Annotated in this window: 23 protein-coding genes and 1 pseudogene; 14 read left to right on the forward strand and 10 right to left on the reverse strand. The window is 63.4% G+C overall.

Translation table 11 applies throughout. The features are described 5' to 3' along the window. Nucleotides 1-5: 5 nt before the first annotated feature. From AC4PRM_RS10490 to AC4PRM_RS10505, 4 genes are read right to left on the reverse strand one after another with little or no spacing between them, the layout of a single operon-like run. Nucleotides 6-1,331, reverse strand: coding sequence for a nicotinate phosphoribosyltransferase (locus AC4PRM_RS10490; RefSeq protein ID WP_492039796.1), 1,326 nt, complete (start codon nucleotides 1,329-1,331; stop codon nucleotides 6-8). After that, nucleotides 1,331-2,443 carry an NUDIX domain-containing protein gene (locus AC4PRM_RS10495; RefSeq protein ID WP_492039797.1) on the reverse strand — a complete coding sequence of 371 codons (1,113 nt, stop codon included), beginning with the start codon at nucleotides 2,441-2,443 and terminating at the stop codon, nucleotides 1,331-1,333. The genes AC4PRM_RS10490 and AC4PRM_RS10495 overlap by 1 nt, the downstream gene beginning before the upstream one ends. 12 nt (nucleotides 2,444-2,455) lie before the next feature. Continuing rightward, a complete protein-coding gene (locus AC4PRM_RS10500; RefSeq protein ID WP_492039798.1) occupies nucleotides 2,456-3,682 on the reverse strand; it encodes an adenylosuccinate synthetase in 1,227 nt (408 codons plus the stop codon). Between the two features lie 12 nt (nucleotides 3,683-3,694). Beyond that, nucleotides 3,695-4,612 carry a hypothetical protein gene (locus AC4PRM_RS10505; protein WP_492039799.1) on the reverse strand — a complete coding sequence of 306 codons (918 nt, stop codon included), beginning with the start codon at nucleotides 4,610-4,612 and terminating at the stop codon, nucleotides 3,695-3,697. Nucleotides 4,613-4,722: 110 nt separating this feature from the next. Here AC4PRM_RS10505 and AC4PRM_RS10510 point away from each other — a divergent pair, with 110 nt between their 5' ends. The 6 genes from AC4PRM_RS10510 (at nucleotide 4,723) to AC4PRM_RS10535 (ending at nucleotide 10,215) form a co-directional block, all read left to right on the forward strand. Further along, entirely contained in the window at nucleotides 4,723-5,397 is a 675-nt protein-coding gene (locus AC4PRM_RS10510) for an NUDIX hydrolase (protein WP_492039800.1), read from the forward strand. Between the two features lie 328 nt (nucleotides 5,398-5,725). Further along, a complete protein-coding gene (locus tag AC4PRM_RS10515; protein WP_492039801.1) occupies nucleotides 5,726-6,148 on the forward strand; it encodes an IS6 family transposase in 423 nt (140 codons plus the stop codon). Nucleotides 6,149-6,559: 411 nt separating this feature from the next. Next, nucleotides 6,560-7,198, forward strand: a complete 639-nt coding sequence (msrA, locus tag AC4PRM_RS10520) for a peptide-methionine (S)-S-oxide reductase MsrA (protein ID WP_492039802.1) — start codon at nucleotides 6,560-6,562, stop codon at nucleotides 7,196-7,198. Nucleotides 7,199-7,312: 114 nt separating this feature from the next. Next, on the forward strand, nucleotides 7,313-8,083 hold the full coding sequence (locus AC4PRM_RS10525) for a DUF547 domain-containing protein (protein ID WP_492039803.1): 771 nt from the start codon (nucleotides 7,313-7,315) through the stop codon (nucleotides 8,081-8,083). Between the two features lie 3 nt (nucleotides 8,084-8,086). Next, nucleotides 8,087-8,794: a TVP38/TMEM64 family protein gene (locus AC4PRM_RS10530; RefSeq protein WP_492039804.1), complete on the forward strand. Its 708-nt coding sequence runs from the start codon at nucleotides 8,087-8,089 to the stop codon at nucleotides 8,792-8,794. Then, nucleotides 8,791-10,215 (forward strand): dihydrolipoyl dehydrogenase family protein, encoded by a 1,425-nt coding sequence (locus tag AC4PRM_RS10535; protein WP_492039805.1) that lies wholly within the window; start codon nucleotides 8,791-8,793, stop codon nucleotides 10,213-10,215. The genes AC4PRM_RS10530 and AC4PRM_RS10535 overlap by 4 nt, the downstream gene beginning before the upstream one ends. A 39-nt stretch (nucleotides 10,216-10,254) precedes the next feature. Here the strand turns inward: AC4PRM_RS10535 and AC4PRM_RS10540 are convergent, their stop codons facing one another. Both AC4PRM_RS10540 and AC4PRM_RS10545 read right to left on the reverse strand, forming a co-directional pair. Beyond that, nucleotides 10,255-11,358 carry an NAD(P)/FAD-dependent oxidoreductase gene (locus AC4PRM_RS10540; RefSeq protein WP_492039806.1) on the reverse strand — a complete coding sequence of 368 codons (1,104 nt, stop codon included), beginning with the start codon at nucleotides 11,356-11,358 and terminating at the stop codon, nucleotides 10,255-10,257. 37 nt (nucleotides 11,359-11,395) lie between these two features. Continuing rightward, a complete protein-coding gene (locus AC4PRM_RS10545; RefSeq protein WP_492039807.1) occupies nucleotides 11,396-12,196 on the reverse strand; it encodes a DUF1499 domain-containing protein in 801 nt (266 codons plus the stop codon). Between the two features lie 151 nt (nucleotides 12,197-12,347). Between AC4PRM_RS10545 and AC4PRM_RS10550 the strand changes: the two genes are divergently transcribed. The 3 genes from AC4PRM_RS10550 to AC4PRM_RS10560 are packed head-to-tail and all read left to right on the forward strand — an operon-like array spanning nucleotide 12,348 to nucleotide 14,576. After that, complete coding sequence (locus AC4PRM_RS10550) at nucleotides 12,348-13,319, forward strand: radical SAM protein (protein ID WP_492039808.1); 972 nt, start codon at nucleotides 12,348-12,350, stop codon at nucleotides 13,317-13,319. Beyond that, nucleotides 13,316-13,996, forward strand: coding sequence for a TIGR04283 family arsenosugar biosynthesis glycosyltransferase (locus tag AC4PRM_RS10555; protein ID WP_492039809.1), 681 nt, complete (start codon nucleotides 13,316-13,318; stop codon nucleotides 13,994-13,996). Before AC4PRM_RS10550 ends, AC4PRM_RS10555 begins: the two co-directional genes overlap by 4 nt. Before the next feature lie 13 nt (nucleotides 13,997-14,009). Further along, complete coding sequence (locus tag AC4PRM_RS10560) at nucleotides 14,010-14,576, forward strand: TIGR04282 family arsenosugar biosynthesis glycosyltransferase (RefSeq protein WP_492039810.1); 567 nt, start codon at nucleotides 14,010-14,012, stop codon at nucleotides 14,574-14,576. Here the strand turns inward: AC4PRM_RS10560 and mtnP are convergent. Both mtnP and trhA read right to left on the reverse strand, forming a co-directional pair. Next, nucleotides 14,573-15,439: an S-methyl-5'-thioadenosine phosphorylase gene (gene mtnP / locus AC4PRM_RS10565; protein ID WP_492039811.1), complete on the reverse strand. Its 867-nt coding sequence runs from the start codon at nucleotides 15,437-15,439 to the stop codon at nucleotides 14,573-14,575. The two genes, AC4PRM_RS10560 and mtnP, sit on opposite strands and share 4 nt — an antisense overlap. Before the next feature lie 83 nt (nucleotides 15,440-15,522). Next, entirely contained in the window at nucleotides 15,523-16,185 is a 663-nt protein-coding gene (gene trhA, locus AC4PRM_RS10570; protein WP_492039812.1) for a PAQR family membrane homeostasis protein TrhA, read from the reverse strand. Nucleotides 16,186-16,425: 240 nt separating this feature from the next. Between trhA and AC4PRM_RS10575 the strand changes: the two genes are divergently transcribed. From AC4PRM_RS10575 to AC4PRM_RS10585, 3 genes and pseudogenes are all read left to right on the forward strand, one after another. Further along, nucleotides 16,426-16,788 (forward strand): thiol-disulfide oxidoreductase DCC family protein, encoded by a 363-nt coding sequence (locus AC4PRM_RS10575; protein ID WP_492039813.1) that lies wholly within the window; start codon nucleotides 16,426-16,428, stop codon nucleotides 16,786-16,788. Next, nucleotides 16,785-17,274: pseudogene (locus AC4PRM_RS10580) on the forward strand (DUF427 domain-containing protein). Before AC4PRM_RS10575 ends, AC4PRM_RS10580 begins: the two are co-directional and overlap by 4 nt. A 4-nt stretch (nucleotides 17,275-17,278) precedes the next feature. Next, nucleotides 17,279-18,634: an ABC1 kinase family protein gene (locus tag AC4PRM_RS10585; RefSeq protein ID WP_492039814.1), complete on the forward strand. Its 1,356-nt coding sequence runs from the start codon at nucleotides 17,279-17,281 to the stop codon at nucleotides 18,632-18,634. A gap of 101 nt (nucleotides 18,635-18,735) precedes the next feature. Here the strand turns inward: AC4PRM_RS10585 and AC4PRM_RS10590 are convergent, their stop codons facing one another. Then, nucleotides 18,736-19,203: a MarR family winged helix-turn-helix transcriptional regulator gene (locus AC4PRM_RS10590; RefSeq protein WP_492039815.1), complete on the reverse strand. Its 468-nt coding sequence runs from the start codon at nucleotides 19,201-19,203 to the stop codon at nucleotides 18,736-18,738. Nucleotides 19,204-19,372: 169 nt separating this feature from the next. On the opposite strand from AC4PRM_RS10590, the gene AC4PRM_RS10595 reads away from it, so the two are divergent. Both AC4PRM_RS10595 and AC4PRM_RS10600 read left to right on the forward strand, forming a co-directional pair. Next, nucleotides 19,373-20,164, forward strand: coding sequence for an alpha/beta fold hydrolase (locus AC4PRM_RS10595; protein WP_492039816.1), 792 nt, complete (start codon nucleotides 19,373-19,375; stop codon nucleotides 20,162-20,164). A gap of 58 nt (nucleotides 20,165-20,222) precedes the next feature. After that, nucleotides 20,223-21,053 carry an alpha/beta fold hydrolase gene (locus AC4PRM_RS10600; RefSeq protein WP_492039817.1) on the forward strand — a complete coding sequence of 277 codons (831 nt, stop codon included), beginning with the start codon at nucleotides 20,223-20,225 and terminating at the stop codon, nucleotides 21,051-21,053. 469 nt (nucleotides 21,054-21,522) lie between these two features. Here the strand turns inward: AC4PRM_RS10600 and AC4PRM_RS10605 are convergent, their stop codons facing one another. After that, the gene (locus AC4PRM_RS10605; RefSeq protein WP_492039818.1) at nucleotides 21,523-24,606 is read right to left on the reverse strand and encodes a DUF3857 domain-containing protein; all 3,084 of its coding nucleotides are present in this window, start codon (nucleotides 24,604-24,606) and stop codon (nucleotides 21,523-21,525) included. Between the last annotated feature and the right edge of the window lie 130 nt (nucleotides 24,607-24,736).

Below are 24,736 nucleotides of genomic sequence, written 5' to 3' on the forward strand. Positions count from 1 at the left end.
CCGCCTCATACGCTCAAGGGCGCGTCTTTGACGCCTTCGGTGCCGAACACCCGACGATAGCGAGCAACCTCTTCGGCCGGGCCCGAGGCCTTGCTGTAATTGTCCGATAGCTTGACCGCCGGGCGTCCATCGGCCGCGATCACCTTGCAGACGAGGGACAGCGGATCAAAGATAGTCTCTCCGCGCGGATCGCAACCCCGGAAGTCGTTGCTGGCGTTGGTTCCCCAGCCATAGGCGCGACCGACCCTGCCTTCGAAATACGAGTGAATCGCGGCGATGTCCTCGCCATGCAGGGCATGGCCGTCGACCTTCACATCCAAGCCATCCGAGAAGAGAATGAAATGCTCTGTCGGGTCCACGCCGTGATTTTTCAGCCAGGAGATGATCTCGTCACCCGCAGGCTGCGCGGGCTTGGAATCCGGCCGGTAGCCTCGCCAGGTCAGGGGAAGCCACGACGGCGCGTCGCGGAGGAACTGGGTCGTGCCGAAGGTGTCCGGCAGGGCAACCAGCAGATTGCCCGAATAGGCGTTCTGCCACTGGCGACACAGCTCGTACTGGCTCGCCTTCAGCGCTGCGTCGTCCGATGCAAGCGCGGCCAGGACCATGGGCAGTTCATGCGCGTTTGTGCCCTTGGCGTCGAGGCCGTGCTTCATGGCGAAGAACGCATTGCTGGTACCGACGAACTTGTCCCCCAGCACCTCGGCCATCGCCAGTACGGCCCACTCATGCCACAGGAACGAGTGGCGGCGACGGGTGCCGAAATCCGACAGGGCCATGCCCTCCAGCCCCTTCAAGCGGCGCAGCTTCAGCAGCAGCTTGGCCTTGGCGTTGGCGTAGAGGAAATCCAGTTCCATCCGGCCGCGCCTGCGGTGCGCAGCTCGGGTTTTCAGCTCACTGACGATGGAAAGCGCGTGTATCTCCCACCAGGTCGTCTCGGCCCAAGAGCCGCTGAAGGTCAGGACATGCTGGCCATCCTCCTGGCGCAAGTCGTAGTCCGGCAACCTCAAGGTCCGCAGAAAGTCGACAAACCCCGGACTGAAAATCCGTGTCTGGCCATAGAACGTCGCGCCGGCGATCCAGATCAGTTCGTTGGGGCGAAACCGCAGGCCCTGTACGTGATCCAGTTGAGCGCGCAACTCAGCTTCCGGCACGATGTCCGCCAGCCGGACAGAGCGTGTGCGATTGGTGAGGCCGAAGGTCACCTGAACATTCGGATGATTGACGTAGATGAATTGCGCCATCAGCAGCTTGTAGAAGTCGGTGTCCAGCAGCGACCGCACGATCGGATCGATCTGGAAGCTGTGGTCGTAGGCGCGCCCGGCGATATCCATCAGGATTGAGCCCCTCTATCGGCGACCAGACGTGCCCCCAGGTCGCTACCGGTCAGGGTTTGAATGATGGCGAAATGATCCCCGAACAGCATCTCGCGACGAAGCGCGCCGAGCGCAAACCAACGCACGTCCGCAGCATCGTCGGCGGCCGCAGCGACCGGGGGGGCCGCCTGGTCCGCCTCCAGGACAAACAGGGCAGCATGGGTGATCACCCGACCCCGCATATCGCGAAATGGCGCATCGTAGACCCGGGTGGTCACCAGCGCCCTTTCGAGATCGCTCGCCGTCACCGACAGTCCGGTTTCTTCGGCCAACTCCCTGATGGCCGCATCGACCACGAACTCGTCCTGCTCCACGAAGCCCCCCGGTAGCGCCCACAATCCCTTGCCCGGCATCCCCTTGCGCTGAATCAGTAGGACCTGCCCGTCGTGGACCACGACCGCGTCGGCGGTGACGAAGATCGGGGGATAAGGTGCCGCGCTCCACGCCTCGCGGTAACGCCTGGCCCAGGCCATCTCCTCGACCAGCGGCCCGTAGTCCGGTCCTTGGCGGAAGCCTTCGAGCCAGGCGACCACAGGCGGCGGCAGGTCTTGGGGAGCCTTTTGTTCAAGATAGGCATCGACGACGGCGGGGTCAGCATCGAAGTAGGCGAGACGCCCAGGCGTCGCGGACAGGCCGTCGAAGGCCGGGACGTTGATGCTGTCCCATGTCGGAAAGGCTTTCAGATAATAGCTCGACCGGTCTTTCGAGCAGCCGATAAGGGTGATGCGCGCATCCGGACCGAATCCGCGAGCGTGGGCCGTCGCCTCCGCAGCCTCCGCTACCGCAGCGGTCCACGCCCGAAGGTTAGACAGGTCTGGAATAGCGCAGGTCGTCACGCACGCCCGTTCGGGCTCCGTGAGGCTGGCGAGGATCATGTCCTGCCGTTCGTCGGCCGTGAAGGGTATCATGTCCGCCCGCCTTGCGGCCCCGGCGGAGCCGATGACGACGAGAACGTGACGCGCCACGGCCAGCGCCTGGCGGATCACCTTCAGGTGGCCGCGGTGGAACGGTTGGAAGCGGCCAACGAAGACCGCGAGGTCCGAGGACTGCACAGGGACGCTTTCGGGCAAGGACACCTCCGGTCAGGCCGCCGCTTGCGATGCGGCACCGCGCAGGTAGACCCGGTCCCGTTCCGGACCCCAGCTTTCCCCCAACAGGGTCATTCCTAGCCTTGAGCTGACGTCGCCCGCAAGCACGTCCGGGGCGAGACGCATGATCGCCCCCTCACCCCTCACAGGTGCGTGATCCCGAACCTGGTCCAGACAGGTCATGAACAGGCTGGTGTGCACCCTGACCGAACCGGCCTCGCTGATGCGAGCATCGCTCGCGATGGCCGCCCCCAGTTGGCCGAGATCGAGAAGTGCATAGCGCATGCGACCCTGCCAGGGGTTTGGCGTGTTTGTCGGATCGACGACCTCGAACGCTTCCAGTTCGTCTTGACCGCCAGGCAGGGGGCCGGCGCCGTGACGGGTCGCATAGGCCCGGGTGATGTAGACGGCCTCAACGTCTTCAAGCCCGGCCGCGCGCGCAATGTTCAGTACATTGACAAGACCGGTGTGGGATCGGGTCACATAGGGAAATGCGCCAATCGTCTGGTCCAGCTGAAGGCCCTGCGCACCCTCGAAGATGACCCTCCCGCGTTCTCCCAAGGCGGCATCGGCGGCGAGTCTAACCGTATCGGCGAAGGCGCGGCAGTCCTCCAGAAAAACGGCTCCGACATCATCGTTGGCGAGAAGCTCGGCCTCGTCCGGTGTCAGCGCGCCGATTCCGAGTTGCGCAAGACGCCGAGGCACCCAGGATTGGCGCAGGGCCCGCAGACGGTGCTGCAGGTCCGGCCGCCCGAGCTCCGCGACGGTCAGGGCGAAGCTTGGCTCGGACTGGCGCTCTATCGTCTCTCCAAATCCCAGGCCGCAGCTGCCGTGACGCCCCGCGCCCCGCGCCCTCTCGGCCACCTGATTGACCAGCATATCCCAGGGAGTGGTCACGGCCCCGCCCGGATCAGCACTCACCTCCACGCATCCACCGAGCGCCTGCAAGGCCGCCCGTTCCGTCTGAAACAGCATCGGATGGTGCACAAAATGCTTCGACAGATGCGTGCGGGCACCGGCCAATGCACCGGCCCCGATGTGGTGGAAGACATGCCGCCGCTCATCGCTCAGCCTGACCGTATGGCCGGCCTGCGCGCCGCCGTTGAAACGGACGACGATTGCCGCCTCGTCTCCGGCTGCGGCGAGGGCATCGACCAGATGGCCCTTGCCTTCGTCACCCCATCCGGCGCCGATAACGGCGATCGCCTGAGCCTTGGTCATCGATTTGCCCTCTCAGCCCAGAAGGCGGCGGAAAAAGCCGCGGCCGGTGCCGGGGCGCATGTCATGCAACGCGCGGGCGACTGTGGACGAGGCGTCCTGCGGCCAGCTTCCGGCGACGACGTCGGGGCTGGCCCCTTCGGCCACCTGGATGGCCGAGACCACCACCTCAGCCAGCCGCCGGTGATCGTCCAAGAGCAGCACCCGCTCGGGCAGCAGCGGCTTCCAGGTTCTGAGAACATGATCTAGGCCGGTGGCCGCATAACCCTGCATGACGACGATGTGGAACACGTCATAGCTTTGCTGGGCGAGGCGTAAACATTCGCGCGCCGACAGGCCCCGTTCTGCATGCCCGCCGAATATCCTCGCCATTTCGCCACGGGTCAGCCCGTCGTGGATCGGCTCGTCGCCGATGGTGAAGAGATAGCCCTTCTTGCCGCGACGCCGCACGCTGTCGGTGTCCGTGCGCAGGCCGGCGAACGCATGGGCCGCAGAATACGACTCGCCACCGTTCCCGCCACCGCCGCCCTCAAGCCAGAGCCGCCGGACCTGGTCGGCGAGGCGGATGTCGGCCTCGAACTGGGTCGCCTGCAGAGGTGCCGCGTCCGTCTTCGCATCGCCCACAGCCATCACCATCACATGCGGATCGGTGACGGGGCGTCGCTCGTAAATCTCCGTTGCCAAGGTGTTCAGGCCATGGCTCATGAGTTCGTGCGCGATCATGCCCATGGAGCCGGTCACGTCCGAGGCTAGAACGATCGGCGTCGAGGCGGGATTGTCCTCGCCGTCACGCGACTCCCGCACGCCGATCCGGGCCGGATCGAATGCGGGGTCCATCCGTCTCGAACCAAACACCTCGTCACGCCCTCGCCCGTGCACATTGCGGTGCGCATAGTCCGCCCAGGCATCGCGATCCCACCGTCCAGCACCCATGACATCCTCCTCTCGGTTACAGTCTCGCCGACCGTGAGGACGCTGTAGACCCATTAATCCCAACAGTAAAATGTATTTTGCAACTAACAACGAATGCGGTACGTCCGGCCATGTCCGGAACCATCCCACCGCCCCACGCCAAGATCGTCACCGTCGACGTCGTCCTGTTGACGATTGCCGAGCAGGCTCTTTGCGTCGGACTCATTCGGCGCGACACTGAACCCTTTGCAGGGCACGATGCCCTGATCGGAGGCTATGTTCGCGACGAGGACAGCGACACGCTGGCCACGGCAACGCGGGTGCTCAAACAGAAGGCCGGTCTGGACGGCTTCTTCATCGAGCAGCTTGCGACCTTCTCGGGCCGTACGCGCGACCCTCGGGGATGGTCGGTGTCCGTCACCTACCTCGCCCTGACACCCCTCGACCGCCTGCTCAAAGCCATGGGCACCACACCGCAGATAGCACTCCATCCGATCGCTAGGCTTGCCCCCCTGCCCTTCGACCACTCGGATATCGTGGCAACCGCCGTCGAGCGGCTCAGGTCCAAGGGGGCCTATTCGACGCTGCCGGCGCGGCTGCTGCCAGAGACCTTCACCCTCAGCGAACTGATCGCGACCTACCAGATCGCTCTGGGGACCCCTCGCATCGACAAGAGCTCGTTCCGCCGCAAGCTTATGGAGCTCAACCTGGTCAGACCCGTCGACGGCTACCGCGAGACCGGCGGCCGGCAGGCGCAGCTCTACGAACTCACCCTTCCGATCTCGGTTTTTGACCGCCGCCTGTAGTTTGGACTCGACCAAGTGTTGCCACAGCAGCGCGCCGCAGATTGATACTATCAGAAGACTTCAGAACCATTCCGCTTCGGGCGAGCAACTGAAATGACTCGCGAGGGTGCTGTCAACCAAACTCCCCGCGCCCAATTTTAACGCAGTCTTCAGGCCCAATGCATGCCCTCGGGCGGCTCTGTCAGCCCAATCTTAGCCAGCCGGTAATCTGGTCTGCCAAGCGTCGTTGCTATGGCCGAAAGCACCAACCCGTTTCGCTACTTCCACAGCTCGCCGTAGTCCGGACGATGGTGATGATGCACGTGAAGTATCCGCTGTCGCGCGGAACGTGGACGACCTGCTGGCCGGGCGAGGCATCGACATCTGCCATGAGACGGTGCGGCTGTGGTGGAACCGCTTCGGTCCGATGTTCGACGCTGAGATCCGCATCAAGTGGGTCCAGAAGATGTGCTCGTTCACTCACTGGCGATGGCACCTCGACGAAGTCTACGTGAAGATAAACGGCGAAATGCACCACCTCTGGCGCGCCGCCGATCCCAAGGGCGAGGTGCCTGAATCCTTTGCCAGCAAGACCAGAGACAAGCCGGCGGCGCTGAAGTTCATGAAGAAACCCATGAAGCGGCGCGGCAAGGCCAAGGCCATCACTACGGATGGTCTGCGCTCCTACAAGGTTGCGATGAAAGAGCTCGGCAACTCCGACAAGCAGGAGGTTAGCAGCGGACCAAAAACAGAGTGGAGAACTCACACCTGACCTTCCGACGACGAGAACGCGCCATGCTGAGATTCCGGCAAATGAAGACCCTGCAGAAGCTCAGCTACGTCCACGCCGCCTTCCACAACCATTTCAACCAGGATCGCCCCCTCATCAGCAGAGAGACACACAAGGCCCAACGCTCAGCCGCCCCGGCTGAGTGGAAGACGCTCGCCGGATAGGTTTTGCGTCCCCTGCCCTACCTGCGCTCAGCAGAGACAAATTCGCTTTGGACTGACAGCACCCCACGTTTGCCTATTCAGTCACTATCTAAAGCCAGACCGATGGCGGCAAGCCCACGTCCGCCGCGATAATTCCGAGCGTAAGATTCCCCAAGTCCGGCGTCGCGACCATTTGACGTGTAACCAGTGATCGTCGCTGATCGTATCTGTCCGCATAGGGGGGTGCGTCATGCCGCTCTTCAACCAAAGTGAACCCATGCGCCGACTGTCATTGCTGATCACCCTCGTCATCTTGTCCGCCTGCGCCGCCCCCCAGCCCATCGAACGAGCCCAGCCCGTCAACGCTGCGACAGCGGTGTTTGCTGCTGGCTGTTTCTGGTGTGTAGAGCAGGCATTCGAGAAGACGCCAGGCGTCGCGCAGGCAATCTCGGGATACACCGGCGGCACGACGGTCAATCCAACCTATGAGCAGGTGTCACGTGAAGCGACGGGGCACTACGAAGCCGTCAAAGTGATCTACGACCCGAACGTGGTCAGCTACACGCAACTGCTCGACGTCTTCTGGAAAAACGTCGACCCGTTCGATCCGGCCGGTCAGTTTTGCGACAAGGGGGCGTCTTATCGTGGCGCGATCTTCCCAACGACACCGCAAGAAACGACCGCCGCGCAAGCCTCTAAAGACGTCGTAGCCCAGCGGTTTGGTCGCCAGGTCGAAGTCCAGATTCTGCCGGCGGCACCCTTTTACGACGCCGAGACGTATCATCAGGACTACTACCTGAAGAACCCTCAGACCTATTCCTTCTACAAATGGCGATGTGGTCGAGCACAGCGGCTTGAGGACATCTGGGGTCCGGCGTCGGCACAATAGGCTAGCGCATCGGCGGCTTGTCCGCCTTGTTCTCACTGGTGCGCTAAGCGAGAGGTCATGATGATTAGACTTTCTAGACGTGGCTTGATCACAGGTGCCGCTGGCGCGATGGCAGTGAGCGCTGGACCGGCGTTCAGTCAAAGTGTCGCCAGTTTTGCCGTCAATCGCGCTGGAACCGGCACGGCTAGTCATACCGCGTTCGACGCTCTGCTCGGACGCCGGGCCAGAAACTCGCGCGATGGTGTGGTGCGAGTGGACTATGCGGGTTGGAAAGCGTCGGAGGCAGATCGGACGGCCCTGAGGGCCTACATCGCCAGTCTGTCTCGGCTGGCTCCCCTGACCCTGACGCGACCTGAACAGTTCGCCTTCTGGGCTAATCTCTACAATGCGGTGACCATCGATGTGGTGCTGGACGACTATCCGGTGCGCTCGATCCGCGACATCCGATCCGGCATCTCGCCCGGGCCGTGGAGGCGCAAGCTCGCCACGGTCGGCGGGGTCCAACTTTCGCTCGACGACATGGAACACAACATCCTCAGGAAGGGCTGGAGCGATCCGCGCGTCCATTATGCCGTCAACTGCGCCTCCTATAGCTGTCCGAACCTGCCGCTGAGGGCCTGGCGCGGCGCGGCATTGGGGCCCGCGCTGGACGCGGCGGCGCGGGCTTATGTCAACAGTAGGCGTGCAGTGACGTTCGATGGCGACGTCCTCGTGGTGTCGTCGATCTATGACTGGTACGCAGCGGACTTCGGAGGGACGGATGCGCGCGTCATCGCCCACTTGGCCCGCTATGCAAACGAACCGCTGAAGACACGGCTGGAGGCCGCGACACGGATCGGCCGCGACACCTACGACTGGTCCCTGAATGCAATCGCGAGAAGCTAGTCCATGGACAAAATCAAACGCTTCCTGCCGCTTCTGGTCCTGGTCCTGGCGATCATCGCCATCTTCGCCAGCGGCGTGGGTCGCTATCTGAGTCTGGACGCGCTGCAGACGCACGAGGCGGCGTTGCGCGCGTTCGTGGACGACAATTTGATCCTGGCCCTCGTCGCCTTCGTGGCTGTGTACGCTATCGCCACCGCCGTCAGTTTTCCCGGGGCCGTCGTCCTGACCCTGGCAGGGGGGTATCTGTTCGGGACGTGGGTCGGAGGAACCGCCACGGTCATCGGGGCCACGATCGGATCAATCCTCGTCTTCTATGTCGTTCAGACCTCGCTCGGGGAGGCGCTGCGGGCCAAGGCAGAGGCTGACGGCGGCACGTTGAAAAAGGTCATCGACGGAGTCAGGGACGGAGCGTTTGGCTACATCTTGACGCTGCGCCTGATCCCGGTGGCCCCATTCTGGCTGGTCAATGTCGCGGCGGCGCTCGCGAACGCCCCCTTCAAAGCCTATGCGCTGGCGACCCTGTTCGGGATCATGCCGGCCACTTTCATTTACAGCGGTATAGGTGCCGGCATCGGGGCCGTGATAGCGCGGGGGGAGACACCCGATCTGGGCGTGATTTTCGAGCCGAAAGTGCTTCTGCCTTTGGTGGCGTTGGGCCTGCTGTCGCTCGGCACGACCTTGTATCAACGCCGCAAGGGGAAGACGCTGTGAATGAGACGCTCAAGGTCGATCTGGTCGTTATTGGAGCCGGTTCCGGCGGGCTCTCGGTCGCGGCGGGCGCCGCGCAGCTGGGACTGTCCGTCGTGCTGTTCGAAAAGGGCGAGATGGGCGGAGACTGCCTCAACTACGGCTGCGTGCCGTCAAAGGCCCTCATCGCCGCCGCTGATAAAGCACATCAGGCGCGTGCCGCAGGCCTGGGCATCGGCGCGACGGACCCCGTCATCAACTTCGCGGCCGTCATGGCCCACGTACATCAGACTATCGCCACCATCGCGCCGATCGACAGCCAGGAGCGCTTTGAAGGGCTTGGCGTCCGCGTCGTCCGCGCCACGGCCAGGTTCATCGACGACCGGACGGTGGCCGGGGGCGACGTGCGGGTGCAAGCCCGCAAGATTGTCATCGCGACGGGCTCTCGCGCCGCTATCCCACCGATCCCCGGACTCGACGCAACCCCCTTTCTGACGAACGAGACGATGTTCGACCTGACCGAACTGCCGACGCGGCTGATCGTGCTCGGGGGTGGACCTATCGGGGTCGAGCTGGGTCAGGCATTTCGTCGACTGGGTTCGGAGGTGGTGATCATCGAAGCCGGCGACATCCTGGGTCGCGAAGATCCGCAGGCCGCGCAGGTCGTGCTGGACCAGCTCGGTGCAGACGGCGTCGAGCTGCGCGCGCGGTCCAGGGCGGTCCGTGCCGAGATGGTCGACGGCGGTCCGGTCCTGGTCGTCGAGGGGCCGGACGGGGTGAGCCGGATCAAGGGGTCGCACCTCTTGGTCGCGGTCGGGAGACATCCCACCACAGACGGGCTGGATCTGGACAAGGCCAGGATCGCCCATGACGCCAAGGGCATCACCACCGACAGGTCGCTAAGAACCACGAACCGCCGGGTCTATGCTGTGGGCGACGTCGCCGGACGTGGCCAGTTCACCCATCTGGCGGGTGCGCATGCCTCGCTGGTCGTGCGACGGGCGATCTTCGCCATGCCCGTCAATGCCGACAGCCTTGCCGTGCCACGCGTGACATATTGCGATCCTGAGTTGGCCGCCATCGGTCTGTCTGAGACCGAAGCGCGCAGATCTTATGGCGACGACGTGCGCGTCGAAACCTTTCGTTTTGACGACAATGACCGAGCACAGGCCGAAGGCGATGTCCGCGGGTCAGGCAAGCTGGTCACGACCAGGAAGGGCAAGGTTCTGGGCGTCACCCTGGTCGGACGACACGCGGGCGACCACATCCACGTCTGGGCCCTGGCGATGTCGTCAAAACTGAAGCTCAGCGCCCTGACCGGCATGATCGCGCCCTATCCGACGCGCGGCGAGATCGGCAAGCGACTGGCCGGGATGTGGTACACGCCCGCCCTGTTCAGCGATCGCACGCGCAGGCTGGTGTCCGTCCTGAAACGCCTAGCCTAGGCCCCCGTCTGTAATTGCGCCAGTCACCGCGCCTGAGGGTCAGGCACGGGAGCGCGCCACGAAGCCAAGATCCAGCCGACGCTTCAGCGCCAGTGACGCCCGACCCTGCCACCACAGACGCCCGCGCATGGCGAAGCCTGACCCGTCGCCCAGGTCCATGATCGACAGCCACCGGGATTGCGGCTGATACGAGCGGGCGGGCTCACCGGTCCCGAGCGCACACAAGTTGGCGATCAGGGTGTCAGCCGCCCTGATACCGAAGACGCCCGCGAATGGACGGGGAAAGCCCTCAATCGTCGCGCAGTCGCCGACCGCGAACATGCGGTCATCGCCGAGGCTCGCGAGGGTCGGCTGCACCCTTATGCGTCCGACGTTGTCCAGCGGAAGGTCCAGGGTCTGCGTCAATACGGGCGCCTGAAGTCCGGTAGCCAGGACCAGATGATCGCAGGCCAACTGCCGCCCCCCCGACAGATGAAGCTGGTCGCCTTCGACCGCGGCGATCTCAGCCACCATCCTTGTCACCCCTCGACGGTCGAGATTGTGAAGCAGGGCTTGCGCCCCACGTCGGGTCGCCCATCGTGCCTCGGTGTCGGGCCCGACCAGGACGAGCCTGACGGTTCGGCCATGGCGCTCGTGCAGGCCCGTCAGGGCCCCGGCGATCTCGAAGCCGGTCGGTCCGTCTCCGGCGACGACGATGGAAGGGGTGGGGGTACCTGCGTCAAACCTGGTCTCGAGCGCCTGTCTGAGTGCGAACAGCGAGGCCAGTGGCTTGACCGGCCACACACGCGCTGCCTGTGCCAGCGCCATTGGGTCGATCACACCGCTCCCGATATTGAATGACACGGCGTCATAGGATTGGCTCGTCCCGTCGATAAGGGTCAGCTGCCGGGCCACCCGATCCACGGCAAAGACCTCGGAAACGATGTGCGGGACCCCGTTCTTCTGCGCCAGGGCCGCGACATCGATCCGCGCGCTGTCAGGATGCAGGGCACCTGACAGGACACCCGTGATGAGACCCGAATAGTCGAAGGTCGCGGGCGAGATGAGGACGGGGGCTACCCCGGCGGCACGCAGCCGGCTCGCCTGCGCCAGTAGGGCTAGGTGGGCATGGCCCGCCCCGATGAGGACCAAGGTGATCGCCACGCTCCGTTCCCGGCTTCAGTTGGTTGCGCGTAGAGGGCTATAGGCGGTCCGCGACATCGGCCAGATACCCCTCAATCCGAGCCGCATTGGCCCCCATGTCGCTAAGCCCGACGCGCGAGGTCGACCGCACGTCGATGACGGACCCGGAGCCTTCGGCCCGGACCCGGACCGCCACATCGTCCTGGAAGCCGAACCAGAAAGTAGTCGCGGTCGCGTTCAGGGTACCGGTACCAGGATCCTGGCTGACGATCGTCCAGCCCTGGGCCCGCGCTGCGGCCAGGGCGGCATCGTAGGCGGCGTCCGGACGGGTCGGCGTGATCAGGGGGCGGACGTCGGGATAGGCCTCGGCGGCGACCTCACCCAGAGAGCGGTCAGCCATGTCAGCAAATCTGGGGCCTCGGTACTTTTCGAGGGTCGATACAGGAACGGTCAGGCTGACGATCGGATTGGCGTCGGGCGTCTGCGCTCGCGCGGCCAACATCGCTGGAGAGAACTGTGGCGGGTCGGCGGGCCGCGTCGAGACATCGTGGATCGGTGGGATGTCCTTGGACTGGTCGCGCACCCAACCCAGATAGCCCAGTGCGCCGGCGGCGATCAGAGAGGCGAGCAGCGCCGACCGCCAGCCGTTCCGCGGGGATTTGACGATAACAGCCAGCAATATCACGACGGCCAGGATCAGGACGCCGATGATCAGCCGTGGCCCCCATTCGACGATCAGCGTGCCCAGCCCGAAGCGCCAGTCGAATATACCGAACCGAGCACCAAGGGCCGCGCCGGCGAAATAGACCGGCAGCAGGAGCGCCAGGATCAAAACCAGGCGGGCGAGTGTCGAACGCATGATGGAGGATCTCCTCGGGCTCTTTCTACACATTCCACGCCCTAGCCGCCGACACCAGCCGTTGACCTGCGATGAAACCTCGCGGGAGTCGCGGTCGTAGTTGGCACTGGACGCCTTGCCTTGCCCGCAAGCCCGCTTCAGATGTTGAGAGATGACCCTGGCCGCCACATCCCCCTTCGCTACCGAGCGCCCGCGCACGCTGTCATCGCGCAAATTCGTCGACCCGCTGCGCACTCTGGACGGGTCGCCGCGCGCCCATGTCGGCCTGGAGCGGCTCGGAACGCTGTGGTTCAACACCGGGACGCTCTGCAACATCGCCTGCGCCAACTGTTATATCGACAGCTCGCCCACCAATGACGCCCTGGCCTATCTGACGCGGGCCGACGCCCGGTCCTTCCTGGACGAACTTGATGCCCGGGGCAGCGGGCCTGTCGAGATTGGCTTCACAGGCGGCGAGCCGTTCATGAATCCCGACATCCTGGCGATGATCGAGGATGCACTGGAAGCCGGTCACCAGGTTCTGGTCCTGACCAATGCCATGCGCCCTCTGACGCGGTGGGGCGACCGACTGGCGCGGCTGGGCGCGATCGGCGGCGATCGGCTGACCTTGCGGGTCAGCCTGGATCACCACAGCCGGGCCGTACACGATGCCGAACGCGGCGAAGGGGCCTGGGACAAGGCCTGGGAGGGGCTTCGATGGCTGCGCGATAACGGCTTCCGGCTGGCGATCGCCGGGCGCCGTCTGGCCCATGAAGATGAGGCCTCGGCCCGCAGCGCCTTTGCCCGGGTCTTCGCCGCCGAGCGTCTGGCGGTTGATGCCGCCGATCCGGGTGCCCTGGTCCTGTTTCCGGAGATGGAGCCCGCTGCCGACGTTCCCGAAATCACAGAGGCCTGCTGGAGCATCCTGCACAAGTCGCCAGGCGACATGATGTGCGCGACCAGTCGCATGGTAGTGCGTCGGCGCGGTGCCACCGCGCCGGTCGTGGTGGCCTGCACCCTGACGCCTTATGACGCCGGCTTCGAGCTGGGTCACACCCTGATGGAGGCGTCGGGGCCGGTGTCGCTGAACCATCCGTTCTGCGCCCAGTTCTGCGTGCTCGGCGGGGCCAGCTGCAGCGCGTGACCGGGTTCGAGCGGCTGGATGTCGTCATACCGACCCTGAACGCAGGGGCGACGCTGGCGAGAACCCTTGAGAGCCTTCCGCGTGGTGTCGAAGTCACGGTCAGCGACGGCGGCTCGGTGGATGAAACCCTGGCCATAGCCCGTAGCGCGGGGTGCCAAATCGTTCAGGGAGGGCCTGGCCGCGGTCGGCAACTGGCTGCAGGCGCTCGGGCCGCTGTACGTCCCTGGTGCCTGTTCCTGCATGCGGACACCGTCGTGCGATCCGACGGCTGGGACGCGATGCGTGAGCACATGGCGTTCGCCGGGGGCGAGAACGTTGCCGCCACGCTGCGGCTCGTGATCGACGATCCCGCCTGGCAGGCCCGGATCATCGAGCGTGGGGTCGCCCTACGCGTCCGATGGCTGGGCCTGCCCTATGGCGACCAGGGGCTGTTGATACACCGCGATCTCTACCTTGCCGTCGGGGGATATCGAGATCTGCCTTTGATGGAGGACGTAGACATCATGAGGCGCCTCGGCCGCTCAAGACATGTGGCATTGGAGGGAGAGGCCCTCACATCGGCGGTTCGTTGGCGGCGGCGGGGGTGGCTGGGCCAAACCCTGCTGAATCTCACCTGCCTTTCGTTGTACTGCTTTGGCGTGTCCGCTGAGCGGATCGCGAGACTCTATGGGCGCTAGGCAGCAGCATCTGGTGATCTTCGCACGACAGCCCCGGCTGGGTGTGGGCAAACGCCGGCTGGCCGCGGATGTCGGGGATGTCGAAGCCCTGCGGTTCGCGCGCCATGCCCTGGAGCGGCTCACGCGTGTCCTGGGGCGCGATCCGCGCTGGCGTCTGTGGATGGCCGTATCGCCGGACCGTCCAACGGACTGGGTCACCACCGGAATGCCCATCCCGCAGGGACAGGGGGATCTAGGCGAGCGTCTCACCCGGGTGATTCAGACCCTGCCCCCCGGACCTGTGGTGATCCTGGGCAGCGACACCCCGACCGTGACCCGCAGGGACGTTGCCGACGCCTTTGCGGCACTGGGGTCCAGCCGCGCGGTTTTCGGGCCGGCGAGAGATGGCGGCTACTGGCTCATCGGGCTGCGGCGGGCACCGGGAGACCCGCTGCCCTTCTCGAACGTACGCTGGTCGACACGCGACGCCTTGGCCGACACCCTGGCCAATCTGGAGGGGTCTCGAGTGCGACTTCTTCGCGTTCAGGAGGATATCGACGATGGCGCGGCTCTACGGCGATACCGTAGTCGCCGCCTCTAGCCGAACTTTCGGGGACAGATCGTGGCGAGCCTGGCCCTCAGCGCGGGGGACCATGACTCCGGTGGAGTGACGACCGCCATGTCCAGAGTAGTGTCTATGGGCGAAGGCGCGCGGCGTGCTGGCAGGCCTTGGACCAAAGTTTGAACGAGACCCTTTGCCGCTGCCGCATTGGATTTAAGGATCGCCAGCACATCCGTCACCTGGACATCTGCCGTGTCATCCCGCCAGCAGTCATAGTCCGTGACCATCCCGACGCAGGCGTAGGGCAGCTCGGCCTCGCGCGCGAGCCTCGCCTCCGGCATCCCTGTCATACCGATCACGTCGCATCCCCAGGAACGGTAGAGGTGACTCTCGGCGCGCGTTGAGAACTGTGGTCCCTCAATCGCGACATAGGTCCCACCCGCCGCCACCTCGATACCTTCAGTTCGACCGGCCTCGAGCGCCAGATCTGAAAGGCGTGCGCATACGGGGTCAGCCAGCGAAACGTGAGCAACGATCCCTGACGAAAAGAACGATGACGGTCGCGCGACCGTCCGGTCGATGTACTGGTCAACGACCACGAACGATCCGGGTGCTCTGTCTTCTCTGAGGGATCCGACGGCCGAAACCGAAAGCAGGTCGGTGCAACCGATCTGCTTCAACGCCGAGACATTGGCGCGGGTGTTGAGATCGCCCGGCGCAATGCGATGTCCCCGACCGTGGCGCGGAAGAAAAGCGACAGGGACCCCGTGAAGACGGCCGGTCAGAATATCGTCTGACGGCGCACCCCAGGGCGTTTCGATTTGCTGCCAAACAGCGTCCTCCAGCGCCTCCATATCGCTCAGGCCAGACCCACCGATCACACCCAGAAACCATTCGCTCACGACTGTGCTCCGCCACGTCAATCAACGTAAACCTAGACCGTTCATGGTCTTTGCCACCAGCCAGCTGTGACCAAAACACAGTTTCAGCGAGATGTAAGCACAACGCCCACCAGGACGGCAGCCCAGTGGACGCTGGCTGCTGCCACCACATGCCCATGCCAGATGGCCCTAAACCAGCCGAGCTTTTTGCGAACGTAGAAGACTGCGCCCGACATGTAGAGCGCGCCTCCGATAGCCAACAAGATCAGAGCGATCCACGAACCATGGGCGACTAGAGGTTGGAAGGCGATCACGACCAGCCAGCTGAGCGCGACATACAGCCCGATCCAGAACCGCTTGCCAACGCCCGGGAGCAGGAGCTTGCCTAGAATGCCGAGGCCAGCGAGACCCCAGACTGCCCCGGTCATAGCCCAAGCCCAAGCACCCGAAAGATTATGGGTCGTAAAGGGGGTGTAGGAGCCGGCGATCATGAGAAAGATCCCCGCGTGGTCCAGTCGTCGGAGCAATGGTCGCCACTTGGGGCGGGCAAAGTTGTACGCCGTCGAAAACCCCAGCATGGCCAGCATACCAACCGCATATACAGAAACCGCCAGCACCAGCCCCAGATCGCCCCGCGCCACCGAAAGACCGAGCAAAACACCGCCGCCGAAAAGCGCGAAGGCAAGCCCTGTCAGGTGCACGATAAGGTCGGCGCATTTCGCGCGTGCGGTTGGGTAGTGGGGCTTGGAAACATCGGTTGCAGCCATCCATCGTGCTTAGCATGACCGGTCTCCCCGGGCACCCTGTTACGAAATCCAATAACGCGGTGTGCAACGCAGAATTACCGCCAAGGGCAGCCCTCGGCAGCGCCTTCGAACTCGCTTTGACGTGTGGAGCCAAGGCCATCAAAGGCGGCTCTGCATAACTACGCCATATTGACCCAGCCGAGCCTGTCGATGATGTCGCGGTGGCTGTGACACGGGTCCGGCAACGCCCATATGGAGTAAATGGCCAAGCTGCTTGTCTGGTACGATGGTAACTGCCCGCTCTGCAGACGCGAGATCGCGTTGATGCGCAGACTGGATCAGCGCGACGCGATCCAGTTCATCGACGTCGGGGCGGCAACACCAGAAGCGTGCCCCATCGATCAATCGGAGCTTCTCGCGCGTTTCCACGCCAGAGAGAACGGGCGACTTCTGTCCGGTGCTGCAGCTTTCGCCGCAATGTGGCGCGCGATCCCCCTCCTCCGCCCGCTCGGCCTTGCCGCAAGGTCTGCCCTTATCTTGTCAGCGCTCGAAAAGGTTTATCAGGCATTTCTGCGGGTGAGACCTTCGCTCCAGCGTCTCGTCTCGAAAAGACAATCAACATGAGGGCCAAACCCGATCCAGTTCACACCGGACAGGAAAGTGTGTGGAGCTTCCCGCGACCTGCCGTCGCCGTACCGACGTCGGCGCACATTCTGATACGTCATGCCGGCTTCACTATCGCAGACACGCGTGCAGCCGTGCGTACCTTGGAAACCAGCCACCCGCCCAGCTACTATATCCCCCAGCGCGATTTGGTCGCCGACTGCATCAGCTGGCGGCGGATCGTTCTGCGAGTGGAAGGGCGAGGCGCTATACTGGGATGTCGCCGTCGGCGATCTGATTCTGCAGAGGGTGGGCTGGAGCTATCCGAAGCCAAGCCCGACCTTCGAAGCGCTCCGCGACCATATCGCTTTCTACGCCGCACCCTTCGACGAATGCACCGTCGATGGCGAGTTCGTCACGCCACAGGACGGTGGCTTCTACGGGGGCTGGATCACGTCGCCGCAGGCAGGCCCTTTCAAGGGCGGACCAGGCACACAGGGGTGGTGAGACGATGACAGACAATGATCGCGCCCGAGGCCGCAACATTCCGCGTGGTCGACTCTCACGTCTAAGCCAGTTTGGGCGGCTTGCTGGGTCGGTGGCTGGCGGGATGATGGCCGAAGGCGTCCGGCGACTGGCCGACGGGGAGCGTCCCCAACTTCGCGACATGCTGCTGACACCCGCCAATGTCGGCAAGATCGCCGATCGGCTGTCACACCTGCGGGGCGCAGCCATGAAGCTGGGGCAGATCATCTCGATGGATGCTGGCGACCTGCTTCCTGCCGAGCTGACGCAGATCATGGCGAAGTTGCGAGACAACGCGCACCAAATGCCGCCAGCCCAGCTTCAGAAAGTACTGGTCAGCGAATGGGGGACGAACTGGCGCGCCGGGTTTAGTCAGTTCGATCTGCGGCCCATCGCTGCCGCTTCCATCGGTCAGGTCCATCGCGCAGTGACGCGCGACGGGCGCGTGCTGGCGATCAAAGTGCAATATCCAGGTGTTCGCGACAGCATCGACGCAGACGTGGACAACGTCGCCACCCTGCTGAAGATGTCAGGTACGCTGCCGCGCACCATCAATATCGCGCCATTGCTGGCCGAAGCGAAGCGCCAGCTTGCCGAAGAAGCTGATTACCAGCGCGAGGGTGAGCAGATGACGCTGTTTGGTCGCCTATTGGCTGACGCGCCCGAAGTCGTGGTGCCTGCTCTCGATCACGAGCTGACGACGGCTCGCATTCTCGCCATGACCTATCTTGAAGGTCGCCCCATCGAATCGCTGGAAACTGCGCCGCAAGCCGATCGGGATCTCGCTATGCAGACGCTCATGCGACTGGTGCTGCGTGAGTTGTTTGAGTTTGGCGTGATGCAGACCGACCCCAACTTTGCCAACTACCGCATTCAGCCCGAGACCGGACGGTTGGTACTTCTCGACTTTGGGGCTGCCCGCCCTGTCGATGCAGCTACGGCTAATGGTTATCGCGAGCTTCTGCGCGCAGGTATGGCGGGCGACCGTGTTGCCGTGCGCAAGGCAGCTCTCGTGGCAGGCTTTATCGGTTCTGCCGTGGTGGACCGGCACTCCGATGGCGTTGATCGCATCATCGATGTCATTCTCAGCGAGATGAACCGGCCTGGCCTGTTTGACTTTGGCGATCGCAAATTTGTCGCGGCTTTACGCGATCAGGGCATGGCAATCGCCGCAGATACATCAGCCTGGCACATCCCGCCCACAGGCGTGCTGTTTGCGCAGCGCAAAATCAGTGGGACGGCCCTCTTGGCTGCACGTCTGAAAGCGCGCGTCGATATAAGACAGCTGGTTCAGCCCTGGCTCGAAGATGATACGGCGGGTCTTGCCGAGACTGCGCACTGACCCGAAGCGGCTTCAACCGCCATAGACGAAGTCCGCTTTCTGGCATTGGCCCGTGATGCAGTGCAGCGACGATCCTCTCGGATCAGATCGGGGTCGAGGACCTAGCCACCCGGTGCCTTCCGTCCGCCCAGGCTTTCATAGATGGCGTCCCGGAGGCCCTTTATCCGTCCGTTGATCTGACCCAGTTCAGCCGGCGTCGCCCCCGAATGTTCGAGCAGGGCCTCAGCGAGGCACCCCGCCTTCTCTTTCAGGGCGCGGCCATCATCGGTCACGGTGACGACGACCTGGCGCTCATTGCCCGGGTTGCGCTTTCGGCTCACGAAGCCGGAAGCCTCCAGCCGTTTCAGCAGCGGGGTCATGGTGCTGGGTTCCAGCGCCAGCTCCTCGGCGATGTCGCCCACGGTCCGGCCGTCCTCACGCCACAGCACGTTCATCACGAGATATTGGGGATAGGTCACGCCCAGAGCGTCGAGCAGGGGTTTGTAGGCCCGCTGGATCGCCATGCTGGTCGAATAGACGGTGAAACAGAGCTGGTCCTCCATCGGAACGGGTCCGGTCTGTCGGGTCATCAAACACTCCACTGGGCGACGGTTCACGAGAAAATACATATCGCGATAATTTTCTGTTTGACAAGGCGCACACCCTCGACGATATCTGACTTATCGCGATAACAGTTAGCGGCGTAACCCTATCAACGGACAGGCCGAGGCCTTCCATTTTCACGGAAAGGACTACCCCATGATCAAGTTTCGCAACATTCTCCTCGCCGCCGTCGGCGCCGCCAGCATCGGCGGCGCGACCCATGCCCAAACGGCCCCGACAATCCCGGCGGATCAAAGCGTCCGCAACGTGGTGCTCGTCCACGGTGCCTTTGCTGACGGCTCGGGCTGGCGCGGGGTCTATGACGACCTGACCGCCCGCGGTTACCGGGTGACGATCGTGCAGAACCCCCTGACCTCGCTCGCTGACGACGTCGCCGCCACCCGCCGCGCCCTCGCCCGCCAGGACGGCGGCACGATCCTGGTCGGCCACTCCTGGGGCGGAGTGGTGATCACCGAGGCGGGCGTCGACGACAAGGTCAAGGGCCTTGTCTATGTCTCGGCCCTGACGGCGGACGTGGGCGAGACGGCCGGCGACCAGTATGCGGGCTTCGGCATTCCTTCGACCTTCGTCATCGACGAACAGGCCGACGGCTTCGGTTTCATCAACGCGGAGCGCTTCAAGGAGGGATTCGCCGCCGACGTGAGCGACGCCGACGCCGCCTTCATGCGTGACTCTCAGGTGCCGATCGCCATGTCAGCCTTCGCTACCCCCGTGACACAGGCCGCCTGGAGGACCCGCCCCAGCTGGTTCATCGTCGCCACGGAGGACGCCGCAATCAGCCCAGCCATGCTGCATCAGCAGGCGGAGAAGATCGGTGCCGTCAAGGTCGAGATCCGCGCCAGCCACGTCCCGATGATTTCGCAGCCGCGCGCCGTTGCCGACGTCATCGACCAGGCCGCCCGCACGGCAGGCGAACGGCCGGACTGATCCCTCGGACCGACCAAACCTGCCTTCGCCTCAAGCCACTCTCTCAAAGGAAACCACAATGACCCACCTGACCCTCTCCGACGACACCCGCCTTTTCTACAAGGACTGGGGCCCCAAGGACGCCCAGCCGATCGTCTTCCACCATGGCTGGCCGCTCAGCGCCGACGACTGGGACAACCAGATGCTGTTCTTTCTGGACAAGGGATTCCGCGTCATCGCCCATGATCGCCGCGGCCACGGTCGGTCGGATCAGACCGACACGGGCAATGACATGGACACCTACGCCGCGGACGTCGCGGAACTGGCCGAGGTGCTGGATCTGAAGAACGCCATCCATATCGGTCATTCCACCGGCGGGGGCGAGGCGATCCGATACGTCGCCCGCAGCCGGCCCGGGCGCGTCGCCAAGGCGGTGCTGATCGGTGCCGTGCCGCCGATCATGTTGGCCACGGAGGCCTATCCCGGCGGCCTGCCGATGGCGGTGTTTGACGGGTTCCGTGACGCGCTCGCGCGGAACCGCGCGCAGTTCTTCCTCGATGTGCCGTCAGGGCCCTTCTACGGCTTCAACCGCGAAGGGGCGGAGGTCAGCGAAGGCTTGATCCGCAACTGGTGGCGCCAGGGAATGGCAGGCGGGGCAAAGGCCCAGTACGACTGCATCACCGCCTTTTCCGAGACCGACTTCACCGAGGACTTGAAAGCGGTCTCGCTGCCGGTGCTGCTGCTGCACGGCGAGGACGATCAGGTCGTGCCGATCGACGCGTCCGCGCATCAGGCCGTCAAGCTGCTGGAGAACGGCACCCTGAAGACCTATCCGGGCCTGTCCCACGGACTGTTCGCCACCCACCCGGACCTCGTCAACGCCGACTTGCTGGCGTTCATTCAAGCATAGCGCCGGGGGCGGCTGGACGGGAACCCGCATCCCGTCCAGCTGCCGCTTCGCGCGCTTGGCCTATCGGCCAGAATCCAGGATCGCCTGTCTTTGCAAGCAGCGGACGTCAGGTCGCCAAGGCGGGTCTCTTTTGAGTGCTTTGATCTGGGGGAGCGGCTGTTCCCGCTCGCCGCACCAAGCCAGCCGGGAAATCGGCACGGTGGAACCCGCGGCCTGAGATCAGCGCGTGCTGACGCTCAGATAATTCATCGCCGTCCCCTTCACCAGATTGATGGAAAGGAGCTAGGCCCCGCAGGGCGGCAGAAGCCGGTACAGGCAGGATGCAGTATTATGCATAGAAGGACTATGCCCCCTGCGGGCGCGGAACATTTGAGGGCAAGCCTCATGTCGAGCCAGATTTCGGCGCTTCCAAACCTTTAACGTGTGGCCGAATTTCTAGGCAAGCCGATCCGGTCCGGTGGCTTCACGCTCAATCGGTGGTGATGACCTCTAGTAATGGCGTGTCATAATCTTCGTTGGCTGCGGGATCAGAACTCAGCGCTGCAGTCATGAGAGCTTCTCCTTCGGCGACTTGCCCGGCGCTCTTGAGCACTTCACCCAAACCGTATTTGGCCTTTTGATCCGATGGGTCCAGTTCAGTCGCTGTTCTATATGCCGTCACCGCCTCGCTGCCGCGGTTCAGCGTGTAAAGCAGATATCCGCGACGCACATGGAGCCCAGCGTTGTTCGCATCTCGCTCAATGGCGTTGTCGCACATGGTCAATGCGGCGTCGCGGCTGTATCCGGAAAGGGTGTGCGACAGGCAGGCCTGACCAGGATCATCGAGGCTGATGCTCGTCACTTGGTTGAAACGCGCGATATCCTCAGCCGCCCCCCCGTTGTTGCCCTGCATCTCGCGAACAGCCGCGCGATCGATCAGAAGAGCAGGAACATCGGTTTCAACGACCAACGCGTTGGTTAGCACAGCCTCGGCTTTGGCGGGATCGGTAGCCTTGAGGCTGGATGCCAGGGACTGCGCCAGACCGATGAATAGCTGAGTCTTTGCCTCCGGGTAACCGATGGCCTGCGCTACCAGGCCGATTTGCTCATAGGCCTGTTCAGCGCGGCCCATGCGCAGGAACAGACTGGCCAGAGCACTTTTACTGCCATTGTCCTGCGGCTGTAACGTAGCCACCCTCTCCAGGTCCGTAAGAGCGCGGGCAGACTGACCCATCCGCTCATAGGCCGCAGCGCGGCGGTAAAGGGCATGTGTGTTTTCGGGCCACGATCGGAGAGCGCCCGTGTAAGCTAGAACAGCCTCCAGATCATCACCCTCGATCTCGGCCAGCCGTCCCTTCGCGTGAAAAAGAATGGTGTCGTTTGGGTCGGCCGCCTCGGCCGCAGCGATGTCGGCACGGGCTTTTTCGAGGTCATTCAGTGCTAGGTAGGCCAGTGCGCGGTTGGCCAAAGTGTTCGCATGCGGGGACGTGAATCCCGCCAGTGCGACATCGAATTGAGCGATGGCCCCGACGTGGTCACCTTCGTTGCTGAGCACATAGCCGCGGCGCAATGCGACCTCCGGATTGCTCGCCGGTGCGGTTGTCAGCGTTTCACGATCAGTCGCAGTCAGGGTGTAGCTTCGCTTCACCTGCATGGTCGCCTTCAGGTCTTTGAAGCGGTCCATGTCAGCCTGTTCGGACTGCATTTCCGCCGCAGTGGCGTAGGGACGCAGAACGATCGAACCGCGATCCGTCTCCAGCCGATTACCGTTACGTTCGACAGTGCGGTAATAGCGTGTTGCACCAGCTTCTACCTCATAGGGTCGAACCGACAGGTCAACGACATCTTCGTCTTCGGGCAGAATGACGGATGTCCGGAATGAAGACGAGGTGGGGAAGGCTCTTGCATAATCTGCGTTCTCAAACCTCTCGTTCGTGTGAAGTTCAATGCCCTTCCACGTCACGTGGGCCAGGGGAATATTGACGGGACCCTCACCCCAGTTGAAAGCGACACGAGCCGTTGCACTCGCGACAAACTCATGTGTGTCCTCGCGATATTCCCACTGGCTCTGAAGGTCTGTCACCTGACCGAAATCTTTCAAAAATTCAGTCCAGCGCTCGTCGTACAAGCGGGTCAGTTCAGTAGCGGGGACCAGGCCCACGCTGCTCTGCATCTCAGTCGCGACGTGGCCCCGGTCGATATCGGTCAACCGAACGCGTGCCGGGCTGTATATGCCGTCTGAAAAATCAAATTCGACATGAAGCGCACCGGTCGGTTGCGGCGGGAGGCTGAGCGGAATCTGCTCTAGGTCGGCGCGTTCGACGATGGGCAGAGCGTATTCGTGAACCAGTGGAACGTCCGGCATGAGGCTGCGATCACCAATACGCGCCCCATCAATCAAATAGGTTTCACCGTTGATGCGCGCCTTCACAATCACATGGTCGAACGCGCTGACCATAGGCAGAAATTTGTCGAGCGGCAGGTTGCCCGATGACACAAGTGCTGGAACCGCATCGATCCCGAGCTCTCTCAGCAGAGCGACCAGAAGCACAGTTTTACCCTTGCAGTCGCCCTGGCGGCTTGCCCAGACTTCATTGGCAGAGACTGGCAGCCAGCCTCCCTCTCCGAGCGTCAGCGCCATGTAGCGCACTTCATCCTGGACCAGCCGCAGCGCCGCCAAAGCGCGGGCTTCCGGCGTAGCGTGCTCGGACCGTATGCGCGCGACATGCGCCGCCATGTCGGCGGCTTCGGGCAAGACGCTGGCCTGATCGTAGGCGGGGCGGACCTGGTCCGCGATAGTTCCCCAAGTCGGAATGTTGCTGATCTGCCAGCCGTAGTCAGGAAGAGAGCGGGGCGCGATGGCATCGGGATAGGTTTGCGCTTCGACGTCAGTCATCCGATTAACCAGGACGTTGAAGTCGCCTTGTCGGGTGATCGGGGGTAAGGCGGCGTGGCGTCCGGCGCGGGTTTCCACGCTCATGGATGCGGGCCAGCTGAATGTCGTTACAGCGAGGTCAACGGGAAGTGGCGAATAAGAGAAGGCAAGCGCTTCGAGCGGATTGTTGAAGATGTCGAACTGCGTGCGTACCGAGTATGCAAAATCAATGGTGTCGCCAACTCGGATGTCGGGATTTACGAGAACGCCCGTCAGCAGGCCATTAATCTGCAGTGACTGCTCAAGCGCTGCCTCACGACGGAGAATTGTGAAGTCCGCCTTTTCAAGTATGTTGGAAGATTCACCTGCACGGATGATGCGGGCGTAGTGAACGGTAGGCGTCTGCAAGCCCGGATTCCACACCAGTCCCAACTGCGAAGCCTGTTGCAGACCCAAGGGTGACAGGACCCGCATCCGCATGCGGACGTAGGTTTCAGTGTGAGTACCGAAGGCACGCGCATGGTTCTCGACCAACTCATAGCGGACGTGTTGAGATGAGTTGTCCGGCGCGTTTGACAAATGAGGCGGTACGTCAGGAAGCCAGGTAGGAACAGGCCCGCGCAGTATGGTGTCGCCAGCTATGGCTGGCGCGCCCAAAAACCAGGCCGACATAGCCAGCAGCATCAGCTTGTTCTTCAAAGCATTTTCCCCGCCTAGATTTAGCCTTATTCCGAGTAGCAGACATGAGGTGCAGCAAAAAGGGCTAGCCTGAAAGCCGTGGATGCATCCGCGCTGCTAACCTGCCTGAGAACAGAAGGCGCAGTTTAGG

The sequence above is a fragment of the Brevundimonas sp. DW-iso22 genome, from assembly GCF_058725425.1.

Coding starts and splice junctions, on each gene's coding strand:
- AC4PRM_RS10505 (WP_492039799.1), bottom strand. CDS start 4,612: ATGGGTGCTGGACGGTGGGATCGCGATGCCTGGGCGGACTATGCGCAC.
- msrA (WP_492039802.1), top strand. CDS start 6,560: ATGCCGCTCTTCAACCAAAGTGAACCCATGCGCCGACTGTCATTGCTG.
- AC4PRM_RS10510 (WP_492039800.1), top strand. CDS start 4,723: ATGTCCGGAACCATCCCACCGCCCCACGCCAAGATCGTCACCGTCGAC.
- AC4PRM_RS10550 (WP_492039808.1), top strand. CDS start 12,348: ATGACCCTGGCCGCCACATCCCCCTTCGCTACCGAGCGCCCGCGCACG.
- trhA (WP_492039812.1), bottom strand. CDS start 16,185: ATGGCTGCAACCGATGTTTCCAAGCCCCACTACCCAACCGCACGCGCG.
- AC4PRM_RS10500 (WP_492039798.1), bottom strand. CDS start 3,682: ATGACCAAGGCTCAGGCGATCGCCGTTATCGGCGCCGGATGGGGTGAC.
- AC4PRM_RS10490 (WP_492039796.1), bottom strand. CDS start 1,331: ATGGATATCGCCGGGCGCGCCTACGACCACAGCTTCCAGATCGATCCG.
- AC4PRM_RS10575 (WP_492039813.1), top strand. CDS start 16,426: ATGGCCAAGCTGCTTGTCTGGTACGATGGTAACTGCCCGCTCTGCAGA.
- AC4PRM_RS10595 (WP_492039816.1), top strand. CDS start 19,373: ATGATCAAGTTTCGCAACATTCTCCTCGCCGCCGTCGGCGCCGCCAGC.
- AC4PRM_RS10590 (WP_492039815.1), bottom strand. CDS start 19,203: ATGACCCGACAGACCGGACCCGTTCCGATGGAGGACCAGCTCTGTTTC.
- AC4PRM_RS10585 (WP_492039814.1), top strand. CDS start 17,279: ATGACAGACAATGATCGCGCCCGAGGCCGCAACATTCCGCGTGGTCGA.
- AC4PRM_RS10545 (WP_492039807.1), bottom strand. CDS start 12,196: ATGCGTTCGACACTCGCCCGCCTGGTTTTGATCCTGGCGCTCCTGCTG.
- AC4PRM_RS10530 (WP_492039804.1), top strand. CDS start 8,087: ATGGACAAAATCAAACGCTTCCTGCCGCTTCTGGTCCTGGTCCTGGCG.
- AC4PRM_RS10600 (WP_492039817.1), top strand. CDS start 20,223: ATGACCCACCTGACCCTCTCCGACGACACCCGCCTTTTCTACAAGGAC.